Origin of the sequence: Pedobacter africanus, assembly GCF_040548825.1 — a bacterium.
GTDB lineage: Bacteria > Bacteroidota > Bacteroidia > Sphingobacteriales > Sphingobacteriaceae > Pedobacter > Pedobacter africanus_A.
Map to the genome: position 1 here is coordinate 354362 of NZ_JBEPSL010000003.1, position 15986 is coordinate 370347.

12 protein-coding genes are annotated in these 15986 nt (G+C 45.6%); 4 read left to right on the forward strand and 8 right to left on the reverse strand.

Features of this window, described 5'->3' with window-relative positions; genetic code table 11:
* Positions 1 to 2 precede the first annotated feature (2 nt).
* From ABIE26_RS17185 to hscB, 4 genes are read left to right on the forward strand one after another with little or no spacing between them, the layout of a single operon-like run.
* Positions 3 to 1535 (forward strand): GH3 auxin-responsive promoter family protein, encoded by a 1533-nt coding sequence (locus tag ABIE26_RS17185; RefSeq protein WP_310144106.1) that lies wholly within the window; start codon positions 3 to 5, stop codon positions 1533 to 1535.
* Positions 1532 to 2683 (forward strand): 1-deoxy-D-xylulose-5-phosphate reductoisomerase, encoded by a 1152-nt coding sequence (locus ABIE26_RS17190; protein ID WP_310144109.1) that lies wholly within the window; start codon positions 1532 to 1534, stop codon positions 2681 to 2683. Before ABIE26_RS17185 ends, ABIE26_RS17190 begins: the two co-directional genes overlap by 4 nt.
* Before the next feature lie 36 nt (positions 2684 to 2719).
* Complete coding sequence (rseP, locus tag ABIE26_RS17195) at positions 2720 to 4054, forward strand: RIP metalloprotease RseP (RefSeq protein WP_310144112.1); 1335 nt, start codon at positions 2720 to 2722, stop codon at positions 4052 to 4054.
* A gap of 5 nt (positions 4055 to 4059) precedes the next feature.
* Positions 4060 to 4587 carry a Fe-S protein assembly co-chaperone HscB gene (gene hscB, locus ABIE26_RS17200; RefSeq protein ID WP_310144114.1) on the forward strand — a complete coding sequence of 176 codons (528 nt, stop codon included), beginning with the start codon at positions 4060 to 4062 and terminating at the stop codon, positions 4585 to 4587.
* Here the strand turns inward: hscB and msrA are convergent.
* The 8 genes from msrA to ABIE26_RS17240 form a co-directional block, all read right to left on the reverse strand.
* Positions 4579 to 5070 (reverse strand): peptide-methionine (S)-S-oxide reductase MsrA, encoded by a 492-nt coding sequence (gene msrA / locus ABIE26_RS17205; protein ID WP_310144117.1) that lies wholly within the window; start codon positions 5068 to 5070, stop codon positions 4579 to 4581. The two genes, hscB and msrA, sit on opposite strands and share 9 nt — an antisense overlap.
* Positions 5071 to 5101: 31 nt before the next feature.
* Positions 5102 to 5902 carry an endonuclease/exonuclease/phosphatase family protein gene (locus tag ABIE26_RS17210; RefSeq protein ID WP_310144120.1) on the reverse strand — a complete coding sequence of 267 codons (801 nt, stop codon included), beginning with the start codon at positions 5900 to 5902 and terminating at the stop codon, positions 5102 to 5104.
* Positions 5903 to 5927: 25 nt separating this feature from the next.
* Positions 5928 to 7487 (reverse strand): DUF5689 domain-containing protein, encoded by a 1560-nt coding sequence (locus ABIE26_RS17215; RefSeq protein WP_310144123.1) that lies wholly within the window; start codon positions 7485 to 7487, stop codon positions 5928 to 5930.
* A gap of 37 nt (positions 7488 to 7524) precedes the next feature.
* The gene (locus ABIE26_RS17220) at positions 7525 to 9081 is read right to left on the reverse strand and encodes a SusD/RagB family nutrient-binding outer membrane lipoprotein (RefSeq protein ID WP_310144126.1); all 1557 of its coding nucleotides are present in this window, start codon (positions 9079 to 9081) and stop codon (positions 7525 to 7527) included.
* A 7-nt stretch (positions 9082 to 9088) separates the two neighbouring features.
* Positions 9089 to 12496: a SusC/RagA family TonB-linked outer membrane protein gene (locus ABIE26_RS17225; RefSeq protein WP_310144129.1), complete on the reverse strand. Its 3408-nt coding sequence runs from the start codon at positions 12494 to 12496 to the stop codon at positions 9089 to 9091.
* A 271-nt stretch (positions 12497 to 12767) separates the two neighbouring features.
* Positions 12768 to 13952 (reverse strand): FecR family protein, encoded by a 1185-nt coding sequence (locus tag ABIE26_RS17230; RefSeq protein WP_310144132.1) that lies wholly within the window; start codon positions 13950 to 13952, stop codon positions 12768 to 12770.
* 79 nt (positions 13953 to 14031) lie between these two features.
* On the reverse strand, positions 14032 to 14661 hold the full coding sequence (locus ABIE26_RS17235) for an RNA polymerase sigma factor (RefSeq protein WP_310144134.1): 630 nt from the start codon (positions 14659 to 14661) through the stop codon (positions 14032 to 14034).
* 93 nt (positions 14662 to 14754) lie between these two features.
* Positions 14755 to 15909, reverse strand: a complete 1155-nt coding sequence (locus ABIE26_RS17240; protein WP_310144136.1) for a heparin lyase I family protein — start codon at positions 15907 to 15909, stop codon at positions 14755 to 14757.
* Between the last annotated feature and the right edge of the window lie 77 nt (positions 15910 to 15986).

Genomic DNA, 15986 nt, shown 5'->3' on the forward strand with positions numbered 1-15986 from the left:
TTATGGGGTTAAAAGCGTCGCTGAGCAGGCCATTTGCTGCCCTTGTGGTAAAAGGGATCAACAAATGGAAAAAAAATGCAGTAAAGGCGCAGCAGGATACACTCCTGAAAATTGTTGCTGCTGCAAAAAATACGGCTTTTGGTAAAGACCATAAATTTGCTTCGATAAAGAGCTATGCCGATTTTAAAAGGCTGGTGCCCGTAAAGGACTACGAGGAACTCAGGCCTTACATAGACCGGGTGGTAGCTGGTGAAAAAGATGTGATGTGGAAAGGCAAGCCTAAATATTTTGCCAAAACATCAGGAACCACCTCAGGGATCAAATACATCCCCATTTCTAAGGAGTCTATGCCCGAGCACATCAAAGCTGCACGAAATGCATTGCTTACCTATGTGCATGAAACCGGAAATGTAGATTTTATAGATGGTAAGATGATCTTTTTGCAGGGCAGTCCGGTAATGAGCAAAAAGAACGGGATCAATGTTGGGCGGCTTTCGGGCATTGTGGCCAACCTGGTGCCTGCTTATCTGCAGAAAAACCGCTTGCCTTCTTACGCCACAAATTGCATTGAAGACTGGGAAGAGAAGGTAGATGCGATAGTTGAGGAGACGATCCATGAAAATATGACCCTCATTTCGGGCATACCGCCATGGGTACAAATGTATTTCGACAGGCTGACCGAAAAATCGGGCGGTAAAAAGATCAAAGATATCTTTCCTGAATTTAAGCTTTTTGTGTATGGTGGTGTTAATTTTGAACCCTACCGGGCAAAAATAGAGCAAAGCATAGGCCGTAAAATTGATGCAATAGAAACCTACCCGGCATCGGAAGGTTTTATTGCTTATCAGGATGAGCAAAACAATAAGGGGCTGCTCTTGCTGGCCAGCGCAGGTATATTTTATGAGTTCATTCCGGCTGATGAATTTTACAACGATCATCCCACACGTTTAAGTCTGGGCGAGGTAGAACTGGATACCAACTATGTACTGGTATTGAATACGAATGCGGGGCTTTGGGGCTATGTGATTGGTGATACCATAAAATTTGTATCTAAAGACCCTTACCGGATTGTGGTTACGGGCAGGATAAAACACTTTATATCGGCCTTTGGCGAGCATGTGATAGGCGAGGAAGTGGAACATGCGTTGCTTTCGGTAGCAAATGAAGAGGGGGTAGGTATTACCGAATTTACTGTTGCCCCGCAGGTAAACCCTGCAGCAGGAGAACTGCCTTACCATGAGTGGTTTGTGGAGTTTTCTACACCACCTGCCGATATGGCTTCCTTCAGTAAAAAAGTAGACGAGGCCTTACAAAAGAAGAATATTTATTATTTTGACCTTATTGAAGGGAAAATATTGCAACCTTTGGTGATCCGCTCTTTACAAAAAGATGCTTTTGTGAACTATATGAAGGCACAAGGTAAGCTGGGGGGACAAAACAAAGTTCCAAGGCTGGCCAACGACAGGAAGATTGCGGATGATTTAAGTGGTTTTATAATCGTCAGGGAGACGAAGAACAAAGGAGATTTTAATTGAAAAATATAACCATTTTAGGGGCTACAGGTTCTGTAGGTACCCAGGCTTTAGCGGTAATTCAAAGTAATCCGCATTTATACCGGGTGAAGGCATTAACCGCCCAGTCTAACGCCGACCTGCTGATTGAGCAGGCTTTGGCATTTAAGCCGGAGCTGGTGGTGATTACCGATGAAAGTAAATACCAGGCGGTAAAAGCTGCGCTTTCCGGAACCCAGATCAAAGTTCTGGCTGGTGAAGCCGCATTATGTGAAGCTGCGGTTTTAGAAGAAACAGACATGGTACTTACTGCGCTTGTGGGTTCGGTAGGTTTAAGACCAACGGTTGAAGCCATAAAGGCAGGAAAAGACATCGCCCTGGCCAATAAGGAAACCCTGGTTGTAGCGGGCGACCTGATTACCACACTTGCCCGGGAAAACGGGGTGCAGCTAATTCCTGTAGATTCTGAGCATTCGGCTATCTTCCAGTGCCTGGTGGGCGAGCCTGCCGGTGCTCTTGAAAAAATATACCTTACCGCTTCAGGCGGACCGTTCAGGGGCAAGGATACTTCCTTTCTAAAAGGGGTTACCAAAGCCGAGGCGCTGAAACACCCCAACTGGGTAATGGGAGCCAAGATCACCATCGACTCGGCCTCGCTGATGAACAAAGGATTGGAAGTGATAGAGGCCAAATGGCTTTTTGACCTGGAAGCAGAGCAGATTGATGTGATTGTACATCCACAATCTATTGTTCATTCACTGGTCCAGTTTAACGATGGATCTATGAAAGCACAAATGGGATTGCCCGACATGAAACTGCCCATTCATTATGCGCTTGCTTATCCGGATAGAATAAGCAGCGATTTTAAGCGTTTCAGTTTTATTGATTATCCTGAACTGAATTTTTATAAGGCAGATATGGAGACCTTCCGGAATCTTGACCTGGCCTACAAAGCCCTGCTTAGAGGCGGAAATATGCCTTGTATTATTAATGCGGCCAATGAGGTCGTGGTCAATGCGTTTCTGCAGGATAGGATAGGATTTCTGGAAATGAGTGACGTAATTGAAGCTTGTATGGAGGGAATTGGCTTTATTGAAAAGCCGAGTCTGAACAATTATTTAGAAACGGATGAGTATACACGTATATTAGCAGACCAATTAGTAACAAAATAGAATTTTAGCATCTAAATAGAACATTAAACTAAAAATATGAGTGGATTGATTATGGCGGCCCAGTTACTCCTGGGATTATCGATATTGGTGATTTTACACGAACTTGGACATTTTTTGGCGGCGCGTGCCTTCGGTATCAAAGTAGAAAAATTTTACCTGTTTTTTGATGCCTGGGGCTTTAAGCTGTTCAGCTTTAAACGCGGCGATTGCGAATACGGTATTGGATGGTTGCCGCTTGGTGGCTATGTAAAGATCTCGGGGATGATAGACGAGTCTATGGACACCGAACAGATGAAGCAGCCTGCACAACCCTGGGAATTCAGGTCTAAACCGGCATGGCAGCGGCTGATTGTAATGTTGGGCGGAGTCATTGTCAACATTATTGTAGGTATTTTCATCTTCTGGATGATGACTTTCAAGTATGGTGAAACCTATATCGCCAACAGTTCTGTTTTAAGCGGAATCAATCCGGGCAGCATCGGTAAAGAAATAGGCCTCCAGAAAGGGGATAGGGTTATTGCTGTAAATGGCAATAAAGTGATCCGTTTTGAGGAGCTGACCAGTTCTAAAGTTTTGCTGGGCAATACCAACCTTACAGTGGTCCGTGGCAATAAAACCATTGATATCAAGGTTCCGGATAATATTTTAAATAAGGTTTCTGACCTGGGGGTTGAGGCATTTATCAGCCGCATGCCGCTGTTGTCTGCAACGGTAGACAGTGTAACTACGGGCAGACCGGCCTACAAGGCGGGGTTAAAAAAAGGCGATAAAATCACTGCCATCAATAATGTTCCGGTTACTTACGATGTAGATGTAAAAGCCGCCATTCCAAAATACAAGGGTAAAACTGCAGATTTTGCCATTAACCGTGGCGGAGAGCAACTGGTACTGCAGGTTCCTGTTGACACTGCGGGCACCATTGGTATAGGCTTCAATTTTAATGAGGTTAAAGAAGAGACCATTAAGTATGGCCTGTTTGCCGCATTTCCGATTGGGGTAGACCAGGCCTGGAAAACTTTTAGCGACAATGCAAAGGGCATCTGGAAAGTACTTACCGGTAAAATTAAAGCCAATAAGGCCTTTTCAGGTCCGGTTGAGATTGCGCGTAAGGTATACGGAGGTGAATGGATCTGGGCAAGGTTCTGGGCTTCTACAGGCTTTATATCGATAGCGCTGGCATTTATGAACCTCTTGCCAATTCCTGCCCTGGATGGGGGCCATGTGGTATTCCTGATCATTGAAATGATCAAAGGGAAACCACTGGGCGATAAGTTTATGGAGCGGGCCCAGATTGTAGGTTTCGTTATGCTGCTTTCGCTCATGGTATTTGTGCTGGGGAACGATATTTTTAAGGCTTTCTTTAAGCATTAAAGCACATGACCGATTATTTTGCCTTTTACGGCCTGCCGCTTAGCTTCAATCCTGATATGGCGGTTGTAAAACAGCAGTTTTATGCGTTGAGTAAAAAATACCATCCTGATTTTTACATCAATGAAAATCAGGAAAAACAGGCAGAAGTGCTGGAACTGAGTACGGTTAACAACAAAGCTTACCAGGTTTTGAGTGATCCGCAAAAGCGCCTGCATTACATTCTGGAATTCCAAGGGATTTTAAAGGAGGGCGAAAATTACGCCCTTCCCCAAAGTTTTTTGATGGAGATGATGGAGGTGAATGAGGCTTTAATGGATTTACAGTTTGAGCCTGATGCAACACGACTGGCTGCATTGAAAACTGAGGTTGCAACTATTGAGCAAGGAATTGCAGCAGAAATTCTGAAACAGACCACTTTATTTGATAACTTAAATGCGGTAGCACAGGATGATTCACTTCTGGTGATCAAAGACCTGTACTACCGCAATAAATATTTAATCCGCATCAGGGAAAGCATGGATAAACTATCCTAATTTCCAGTCTGGTCTTTCAAAATGACAGGTATAGCCTGAAGGGTTCTTTTGCAGGTAATCCTGATGTTCAACTTCTGCATTCCAGAAATCGCCGGCAGGTACAACTTCAGTTACCACCTTACCCGGCCATATGCCAGAGGCATCCATTTCTGCTATGAGTGCTGCGGCAGTTTCTTTCTGGGCCTCGTCAAGATAGAAAATGGCCGAACGATAGGAGGTGCCGATATCGTTGCCCTGCCTGTTCCGGGTGGTAGGATCATGGATCTGGAAAAAATATTCCAGCAGTTTACGGTAAGACAATTGTGCGGGATCAAACTCGATGGCTATGCCCTCGGCATGTGTCCCATGGTTGCGGTAAGTTGCATTGGGAACATCCCCGCCTGTATATCCAACTACTGTTGAGATCACACCCGGGTAATGTCTGATGAGTTCTTCTACTCCCCAGAAACAACCACCTGCCAGTATCGCTTTTTCAATATTCATATCGCTTCTTTTAATGCAATAAAGTTACGCATTATTCGGAAATGTTAAAGCTTACTGCTATGGGGCGGTGGTCTGAAGCATAGGTCTCTTCAATCACCTGGTATTCCAGCAAAGGCCATTTTACATTTTTTACAGCAATAAAATCTATGGTACGCTTTGGGTTGATTACGGGGATGGTACCCGGGCAGTTCTCTATGCAGGTACGTTTAAACTGCTGGTCCAGCAAATTGATCGCCTCAGAACCCGCCACACTATTCAGGTCGCCAGTCAAAATAACAGGCTGTGCAATATCCTTAAAATGATCAAGAATATATTTCATTTGCAGGTTACGGTTTTCATGGGTGCGTGTGGCATCCAAATGCGTATTGGCAAAAATCAGCTCCTGGCCTTCAGCCTTAACTTTAACATAAGCCAGTATCCGTTTTTCAGCCTCTGTTTGCTGGGGTAGCGGCAAATGCTTTGCCTCATCAAGGGCATAGCGGCTCAATATGGCCAGTCCATATTCACCTCCGTCGTGGTCTATTGCTTTAAAGAACCGGTAATTCATACCGGTTTTTTCTGCTAAAAGTTTTGCTTCGTCAATATGGCCACTGCGTTTGGTGTTTTTATCCACTTCCTGTAAGGCCACAAGATCTGCCTTACTGTTGCTGATTACCCGGGCAATGGCATCAATGTCAATCACATCAGGTTTTGATGGGGGATTGGCATGGTGAATATTGTAGCATAATATTTTCAGCCCGGTCAGGTTAAGGCTTTGCGCCTTGTGTTTTTTAACGGCACATCCCGACAAACCCAGCAGACAAATCAGTGTAACTAACTTTAAATATTTCATCTTTTTATTGTGTTTTTTCATAAAACTATTCAATCACCTTTGTAGGGATGGTACCTGCAGGGAATTCCTTTTCCAGCTCATCCAGCACTGAGGTGATTTCCAGATCTACCCTGTTCTGTGCCCTTGCTGTTACCCATCGTCCTAAACGTATGTTGTATTCGCCCCCTAATTTATAGAAAAAACCTGCATTTGTTGGCGCCGGCCGGCTTAAACAAATGGTGTTTGAGCCTTGTTTGTACAATGGCTGCGGCTCTAAGGTGACCGGATTTACAATGTCATACCAATCGGTATTGGCAATGCGCAGTCCTGCTTCCTGTGCCAGGTTATAAATGGCACCATTTGCCCCGGTAATGATCACGTCTATCGGGGTTGTATTTTTTGTAACGGTAAGCCCCTCAAACACGGCTATACCGTCGGCAAAACCGCTTGTCCCATTTAACAGCAGGTCCGCATTGATATCGCCCAATCCATCGCCAGCCAAACTTCCGGTATTTTTAGCAACAATCCATTTGCCATTTGCAATGCTGGTAGAGCCTACTCCGTTAATGAGTTTGTTGGAATTTCCGCCTACATAGAAGTATTGGCCTTTGGCTACCTTTCCGGTTTTTAAATCGAATTTGTAAGAACGCCGGCCACCTGTGGCCCATCCGTTAAGTGGTACGCCAGTTGGCTGATAGGCAGAATTGGTATTGTGGGTTACCACACAAAATGGCGTTAGGGCAAAATCAATGTCGCGGGTTGCCAGGAACTGCATATATTCCCCATTGGTTGAAGGTGTACCCTCTGGCATGGCCAGGAACCCGGAAATCAAAATAGCTGCTTTTGTGATGGTAGAGCTGAGTACTGTAATGTCTTGTGGCCTGCGGATGCGCAGCTGAGGGCTATATTTACCATCTGTGCTTTGGGCATATTCTACCACACCAAAAAAATTAGCCATTCCGGGTAGGGCTGTACCGGCAAAGGTTGCTGTCGTTTCGGTATGCAGCGTGAAATTGCCGAAGCCATCGTTGACCAGTTTATCGCCGCTATAGGTATCTGTTGGCGCTGGTACCGGATCAAAGCCTCCTTTTACGATCACCACCTCGGTACTTTCATATTTTTCCGGATTGGCCAGGATATAGCTGCTGGGCACCCGGTTAACCGGAATGCTTTTGCCCGAAGCAACTTTAACTACCGCTGAGCCGTTTAGTCCGGTAACCTGCAGCATGCCATCCACCCGTTTCATGGTGCCGCCCAGCAGTTTTACCGTTACAGAGTCGCCAGGTACATAGTTTGCCGCATCGGCACCGATATTGATCGCAATGCCACGGAGTTCGTTTAGCCTCCATTTGTTCTGTATCATCAGCAGGCCAGGGGTCATGTTTTTGCCGCTATGGTCTGAAACCACTACGCCCGTAACGCCAATGGCACCAAGCATAGACGATTGGGTAAGCGGATAATCGGTTCCCTTGTAGAAGCTCCTTAAATCATAGATGGCAATATGCGGGTTCACCTCTGCACCGGGAAAATTCCCCGTTTTATCGCAGCCGGCTAAAAGAAACAAAGCTGAAAACAGCAATGAGCTATAGAGTATTAGCGTTTTCATCGTTATAAATATTTTAGAATACATCAGATTTTATTCGTTAAGGTTTTTGCCACCAAACCAAAGTGTTCATATCGTCTCCGCCCATGCTGGCTACAGCCTTGCTGTAATTGCCGGGGTTGGCCGATTGTATGTAAACCGGGTAGTTCATCCGGGCCGGCATTTTTCCGCCGTTTTTAAGGCCTGCGCCTTTAGGTAGTATCGGATGGCCCGTGCGGCGGTATTCAAACCACTGCTGAAAATCGGTAAGGAAAAGGCTGTAGTACTTCTGGATGTGTATGCGCTCCATTTTACTGTCGCCCGTGGCTGCGTCTAAAGGCAGGTTGTTGTCCCATGCAATATCCGGATGGGCAAGGTAGGTGGTAAATGCCGTGCCCGCAATGTTGGTACTAAAGCTAGGTACCCAATAATTAATTGCATTGGCAATTCCGGTATAATAGAAGCTTTGGGCCGAACCTGAAATCCAGCCTTTGGCTGCGGCTTCTGCCAGTATAAACTGTAATTCAGCATAGCTCATGATGACACCCGTAAGCGGATTTTTCTGCAGGGAGAATTCCGAATTGCCGAAGGAATAAAAATAGGCCTGGCGCAGTTCCTTGCTGCCGGGTTCATAACCGCTGTCTATACCAATAAAACCGCCTGAACCCGGTGCAATGCCCAGCCGGTTGCGGGCGCTAACCCCATAGGGTGCACCAATGTCTATGCGCGGGTCTTTCCAGTCGTCCAGTTTAAGGATAAAGAAATTGCACATGGAGGGGATGATGAAATCATTTTCACGCAGGTTGATCACGTATGGACTGGTATAGGGGTCGGTGGTGGTAGTGGTTCCGTTCCATTTGAGTGTTGCAGATTCGGCATTTGAAGTAAAAACCGGATATTTTGCCGGATTGGTATCCACCATCTCCTTAATTTTGGCTGTCATGGCGCCTGCTACTTCCTGTTTGCCTGATAAACGCAGCAGTAAGCGCAGGTGCAGGCTGTTGCAGAACTTACGCCAAAGTGCAATATCGCCTTTGTAAACAGGGTCGCTTGCAGCTTCAATGGCAACATTTGCCGTCAGCAGTGTGTTTGCTTCTTCCAGTTTGGCCAGCAAGGTGGTATAAATTTCCTTCTGTGTATCAAATACCGGTTCTACCAGTCCTGATTTCCCCTGGTTGGCCTCTTTAAAGGGCACATCGCCATAGGTATCGGTTAGTAAAGAAAAAACCCAGGCTTCGCATACCAGGGCAATGCCTTTATACGAATCGTTCTGGTATTCGGGCCTGGAAGCGATCTCATAGATGTCCCTGAAGTTGGTAAGTTCGGGGTACCAGATGTTCCAGGTATAATCTGCAATGTTTGGCCTGAAATTATATCTGAAGACAGTGAAATCATCTTCACTTTGTGTTACCGTTACCTGCATCAATTCATTGTTAAAATTGCGGTTACGTACCATGTTGCCGGTTAAAACATTAACCAGTGCCGGTGCCAAAAGCTTGTCGGGCGATGAATTGATGATGTTTATCGGGTCTGTATTTTCGCGGTCAAAACCCTTGTCGCAGGCAAAAAATCCTGATACAAATATTAAAAGGGTGATGATGTATGTTGTTCTTTTCATTGCTGTATTAATTAATACCTATCACTAAATTAAAACCATAAGTACGGGTAGAGGGGAACTGACCGATCTCAAAGCCCTGTACAATGTCGGTACCGCTCAAAGTACCAAACTCCGGATCGAACATCGGCCAGGTAGACCAGATCACCAGGTTACGTCCGTATACGCCTATTGTTGCCCTGGAGATCTTTATGGATTTCAGCAGCGATTTTGGTAGTGTATAATCCAGCCGGGCTTCCCTAAATTTGATGAAATCTGTTTTATAGGTTGCGCCTTCGCCGTTAAGGGTGCCCATTGCGGTATTGTAAAAGGAGGTAATGTCGGTTGCAATCGTGGTATTCGGACTAAAAGTACCATCGCCATTATCAATCACACCCTTTCCGGTGATGCCACTGTAACGGCCTGGCAGCGTAGCCGAAAGTTTGCCAAAGTCGGCCAGGCGACCATGGGTATAGGAGTGGGCCAGGCCTCCTTTTTGTGCATCGAACAGTACATTTAACCGGAACTGCTTATAGCTGAACTCAGTACCTACACTAGCCTTGTATTTAGGGATGGTATTGCCCAGGTAAACCGGTGTGGCAGAGGTTAGGGGAATGCCGGTGCTGGCGTTATAAATTACCTGCCCATCGGGCGCACGCAGGAAACCTGTGCCGTACATGTCGCCCATGCTTCCGCCCACCTTGGCTATGATTTGTGCACCGCCCACGGCACTGGAACGCAGCAATACGGTGGTATCGTTATTGGCCAGGGCAATGATCTTGTTTTTATTCGTGGCAAAAGTCATAAAGGTGGTCCACTTGAAACTTTTGGTCTGAACGGGGGTAGCATTGATGGCAATTTCCAGACCGGAGTTATCGATCTGTCCGGCATTGATGATCTGACGGGAATAACCCGAGGAGCGGTCGACAATGCGTTCCAGGATCTGGTTTTTGGTGTTCCCTTTGTAGGCGGCAATGTCTATACCCAAACGGTTTTTGAACAGTTTGATGTCTGCACCTATTTCGTAAGCGGTAGTTTTCAGCGGCTGCAGGTCGGGATTAGGTATGGTGGTAGGGTTTTGCAACGAGCCATTCGGATAAGTGCCGTTGGCAGCCAAACCGTAAAGGTATGCTGTGCGGTAAGGTATGGTACCGCCGCTGCCCACCTGAGAAACAGAAAGCCTTAGTTTTGCAAAACTGATGGACTGAGGTAGTTTAATATAATCGGAAGCAATAAAACTCAGGTTTGCAGATGGATAAAAGAAACCTGTGCTTTTTTCCCTGAAGGGATTGGCCAGGGTACTGTTCCAGTCTGCACGGCCGGTCAGGTCCAGGTAGAGGTAATTTTTATAAGAAGCAGAGAACAGGCCGTACATACTGTTCAACGAGAAGCGTGAGGTATCCGGTACATATACCAGGGGATTTGCTGCATTGTCGAAACTGTAAACATTTGGCTCTACCAATCCATCGGCCCTTGTTTCGTTCTTGGAATAACGGTTTTTTAGCATGCTACCGCCAAAGGTTGCGGTAATGTTAAAATCGTTGCTCAGTTTTTTATTGTATTTCAACAGGAAATCGCCACTGTATTCTTTAGAAATGATGTCCTGTGTACGGTAAGAGCCGGTGGCCAGACGGGCTGCTGTCCAGGGCCTTTTTTGCGCCCTGTCATCGCTGGTGCGGTCTAAAGTTGCCCTTAGCTGCAAGCTCAGTTCTTTGGTGAAGGCATAGTTTAACTGGACGTTACCGGTTATGCCATTGCGTTTTGAGCTGTTAATGAACTCGTACGAGATGGCATAAGGATTTTCAGGAGATGCCGTAAAAACATCCTTCAGCTCGGTATATTCTTTGCCGTTTGTCCAATAGTTGCGCAGCCAGTTGATATCGGCATTGGGCACCCAGAATACATACCAGTACATTACCGATTGATTTCCGTATCCCATGCCCGGAAGGTTCTCACTTTCCCTGTTGGTGTAGCCGGCTTTTACCGAAAGATCTAGTTTTGACGTCAGCTTGCTGTTGGCCGAGAAGGAAACATTGCTGCGCTGGTAACCGGTATTGGGGATGATCCAGCTGTTATTGGCATGGTTTGCAGATATGCGGAAGCTTGTGTTTTTATGCAGGTTCCCGTTAATGCTGATGGCATTTGTAAAGGTCTTTCCTGTTTCAAAAAACTCCCTGATCTGGTTTTTGTAAGGTACCCATGGTGTGGCTTCTGTAGCTGCAGCCTGGGTTACCGGGTCGTACTGCACAAAAGACTGTCCGTTAAACCTGGGGCCATAGGCCAGACTGCTTGCGCTGTTTACGCCATACCCGTAGGTATCGGCACCACTTTGTCCCTGTCCGTATTCATATTGCAGGTCTGGCCAGCGGTTGGCACTTTCTATGGCACCATTGGAACTTAGGGTGATGCTGATGGAATTACGTTTTGCATTACCTGATTTGGTGGTGATGATAATGGCACCATTTGCACCGCGTTGGCCGTATAAAGCAGCAGCGCCAGGTCCTTTAAGGACATTGATGCTTTCAATATCCTGGGGGTTAAGGTCATTAATGCCGCTTCCGAAATCGGTAGGTTGTATTCCGTCTGATGGTCCGGCGGCAGATCCTCCGGTAGCAGTGCGCCTGCCACTGCCATTGTTTACCACCACTCCGTCAATCACAATCAGGGCTTCATTATCGGCTCCGCCTGTAAGGTTGTTTTCTCCGCGCAGGATGATCTTGTTTGAACCCGCAGGGCCTCCGTTAGACCTGATCATATTTAAACCCGCAACCTTCCCTGAAAGGGCATCAATCCAGTTTCCGGAAGGCGCATTGTTGATCTGGTTGCTGTCTATTTTGGTGATGGCATAACCCAGGGCCCTTTCTTCCCTTTTGATACCCAATGCGGTAACCACCACTTCATTCAGTTTGCTGTCTGCCAGTACCAGTCTGATGGTGACATCGCGGGTTTCTTTGGTCACTTTCAGTTCCTTTACCAGGTATCCGAGGTAGGAAACCTCAAGTACCGCATTATCTTCGATCCCTTTCAGGATGAACATGCCTTCAGCATTGGTTGTCACCACCCGGGTAGTACCTTTTACCCTTACGGTAGCGCCATACATGGGTTCGCCGTTTTCATCCAGCACACGGCCGCGGATATCGATTGCCGGAAGGTGTTTGATGATGACGGTTTTACTGTCGATTGAAAAACTAAGTGGCTGGTGCTTAAAAACCTGGGTCAGCACTTCCTCAAAATTGGTGGCTTTGACATTGATGGTTACAGGGACTGCTGTTTTAAAAACACTTTCGGTGTAAATGAACTCATAGCCGCTTTGTGCCCTGAGTTCTTTAATTACTGTTTTTAAGGGGGCATTTGTTTTAGACAGACTGATTTTCTGAGCCAGTGTGGAAGCACTGACCTGCACTAAGGATGCTATTAATATAACGGTGGTTAATCGCATAATCAGCAAAAATTTGTAGACATACCGCTTTGGTATGGCCGGTTTCTTCGTATAAATTCTATACATTAGTACTTGTTTGGTTGAGCAGCATGCCTGTTGCCTCGAAAACTCCCGGCAGCTGCGGTTAACAATAATTTTGATTGACGTAGACCGAACATTGAACCAGAGGTGCCTTTACACTTCTGGTTTTTTTTATCGTGTACGTGGGCCTAATTATACTTTCGTAAACATTTTTCCATCTTTAATTTGAGTTTAACATTCTGTACATTATTTATTTTGACACCAGGATTTTTCTTCCCTCTATTTTAAAATGGGCACCCCCGGTAGATTCCAGTATTTTTAGTACCTGTGAAACATTGTTGAAGCGGGATACCCCACCACCAAACCGCTCTGTTGGTATTTCTCCGGTATAAATCACTTCCACGTCATACCAGCGTTCAATCATGCGCATGATGTAGCGGATGTCATCGTTCTCAAAAAGAAACTTGTTGTTCTTCCAGGCTGTGGCCAGTTCTGTATCTACCTGGGTTAGGGATATCGTGTTTTCGTTCAATTTCGACTGATGGCCAGGTTTCAGGATTTTAGATCCGGCTTTACCCGATACCTTTACACTCCCTTCCAAAAGGGTAGTGGTAACTTTTTCTTCATCTGCATATGCGTTCACATTAAAATGTGTGCCCAGCACCTCAATTTTTTGTCCCCTGCTTTCTACAATGAATGGATGTGCTTTGTCTTTCGCAACCTCAAAATAAGCTTCACCTTCCAGCTTTACCCGCCGTTCCTGTCCGGTTAATCCGGCTGCATAGGTCAGGCTGGAAGCCGCATTCATCCAAACCCTGGATTTATCGGGAAGGGTTACCATATAAGTTTCGCCTTTGGCGGTGCTCAGGGTATTGGTTTTTGCTGTGCTGGTCCCGGCCTGATCATTTGCTGTCATTTCATAAACCAGCTGCCCTTCGGTTGTTTTGCGCACAATGATCCCTGCTTCGCTGGCAATTTGTCCGTTCGCTGCGTCAGCCAGCCTGATCTTTTTGCCGTTTGCCAGTGTTAATGTTGCCCCGGTTTTTCCCGGTATAATGTCGGCAACAATTGCAAGCGATTGCTGAAGCTGTTCGGGGCTTTCGTTGCTGCGGTATTTAAAAAAGTAAATGCCAATGGCAATCAGGGCCAGTACAGCGGCAATACTTGGCCATAAGTTGATGTGGCGTTTTTGCGGTTTGGCATCAATGGCATCAGTAATTTTTGCGAAAGACTGGTTCAGTAGCAAAAGGAGTTCAGGTTTGTCCAGCAGCTTTTCGGCAAGCGGACTATCCAGGTTCTCTTCAATTAATGATAAAAAGGTATGCTGATCGCGGCCCGACTGCATGTGTTCCATAAAAACACGCGCTTCGGTCTCGTCCAGTTCATTGTTCAGGTATCTGTAAAAGGCCTGCTTTATTTGTGCTGAGTTTTCCAAGTTTTATTCATTTATTGCTAATACACCTGGAAACCGATGTACATCTGCTCCGGAAAAGAAATAATGAAAAAATATTTTTTCAGAGGTTTTTTAGCAGCAGTGAAATGGCGCTTAAGGTCATTGCTGCACCAAAAGAAGTATGTCGTTCTTTTAAGAATTTGGTGGCTTTGACGATGTGATCATTAATGGTAGAAGCCGAAATGCCAAGCAGGTTACTGACTTCTGCGTAGCTCTTGCCTTCAAGTTTACACAATTTGTAAATGTGCTTGCGCTGTGTAGGCAGTTCTTCAATGGCGTCCAGAATAAAGCGGTCGCTTTCCCGGTAGGCAATGGCTTCTTCTATATGGGTATACAGTTCTGAATGCTCCTGGGAAAGGTAGGCTTTTAGTTTCCGGTCCAGGTTAACTTTTCGGATAAAATTGTATACGGTAAATCTTGAAATCTGGAATAAATAGGCTTTAAAAGCTTGCTCGGGATCAATCAGGTCTCGTTTTTCCCATACTTTGATAAACACATCCTGTAAAATCTCCTGGGCATCTTCTGCCGATTTGACCATTTTGAGGATGTTCAGGAAAATTCTGGGGCTATAGGCCTGGTAAATTTTTTCAAAAGCAGAGCGATCCCCTGATTTCAGTGCAATCAGCAGCTGTATTTCTCCTGAATTATTTAGCCCTTCCCGATGCATAGCGGTTCCCCTGTTGTTGTGCAAAAGAACATACTCAATATTAACTAAATTTTCCCAAATTATTAATAAACGGAAAATTGTTTGAATACCGGGCCGGTACCAGGTGCCGGCAAGGGATTACCGGGCTTTTTCGCTGTAGCCGGCAAGGTTGTAAACAACAGGGACAGTGCTGTTGCCTACCCTGTAAATGCCGAATTTGAAATAATACCCGTCCTCGTCGTTGCGGCCAATAAGAATTTCCTGCTGATTGACAATATGTTTTGTCAGTTGTTTTTTGTCTTTGGTGTATTTCATCATTACATCCAGCTTGCCGGGTTTAAGAATGGTCTGGGCTTTTTTTCCGTACATTGTCCAGTCAATATTTACGTCAAATGTAATCCAGCAATCTTTCGGAAAGTCTTCAAAAGACATTTTATAGGCTATGGTAGAAGATTTGAATTCGGAAGAGAGGGGCTTCATGATCTCGGTTTTTTCGACGTCGGCATTGCTTCGGTCGGTCTTGTCGCTCAGCCATTGGCGGTCAGAATTGGCTTTGATGTAAAAGTATCCCTTGGAGAAACCGAACGCCAGTGGGGGATAGCCGCCTTGCTCTACCAGCCAACCGTTAGGCTTGCCGGCTACGTAAGAGATTTTACCATCTTTTCCTTTCTTTTCTACTTTGTCGTGTGCAATGTTCTTCTTAAAGATCATGCGGTCGTAAATTGCAAGGAACTCTTCGGTACTTAGTAATTTTACTTCTCCCTGAGGCGTTTGTACCAGTGTTCTGCTGGGCGCGCCATGCCACTGGGCAAAAATGGTAGAGACATTTTTTTCGAGTGATGAGGGGATGTATACAGAAAAAGTATAGCTGCGGGAACTTCCCTGTTCGCAAATGCCTTTACCATAATGGTAAACGGTTTTTAATTTTTGCGCATTATCATATACACTTTGGGGGAACTTTTTAAAATCATTTGAAGTTGCATAGCTGTAGGATAATTCTACGCGTCCTTTGGTTTCTCCTTCGGGGTAGCCTTCCAGTGAATTGTCCTCAGCTTTTAGTTCAAAGCGATAGGACGGTTTTCCTTTGAAAGGGATGTTTGGATCGTACTGCAGGTTATAGGGTTTGTTGATGCCCACGGCTACCCATTCCTTATCAATGATCTGCTGGCTTTTTGCACTATCGGCCTGGACATTTACCCTGGAGGGTATGGGGATCAGTTTTTTGTTCTGGGCATATGCTGTCGCAAGAGACAACTGTAATAAGGTTAACAGGTATAGGTTCCGTTTTTTCATTTTAAAAATGATTTATAATTGGTTTATGTTGTTGTTGCTTTTGGCTTAAATCTAAACAAACATACTATTGTAGAATG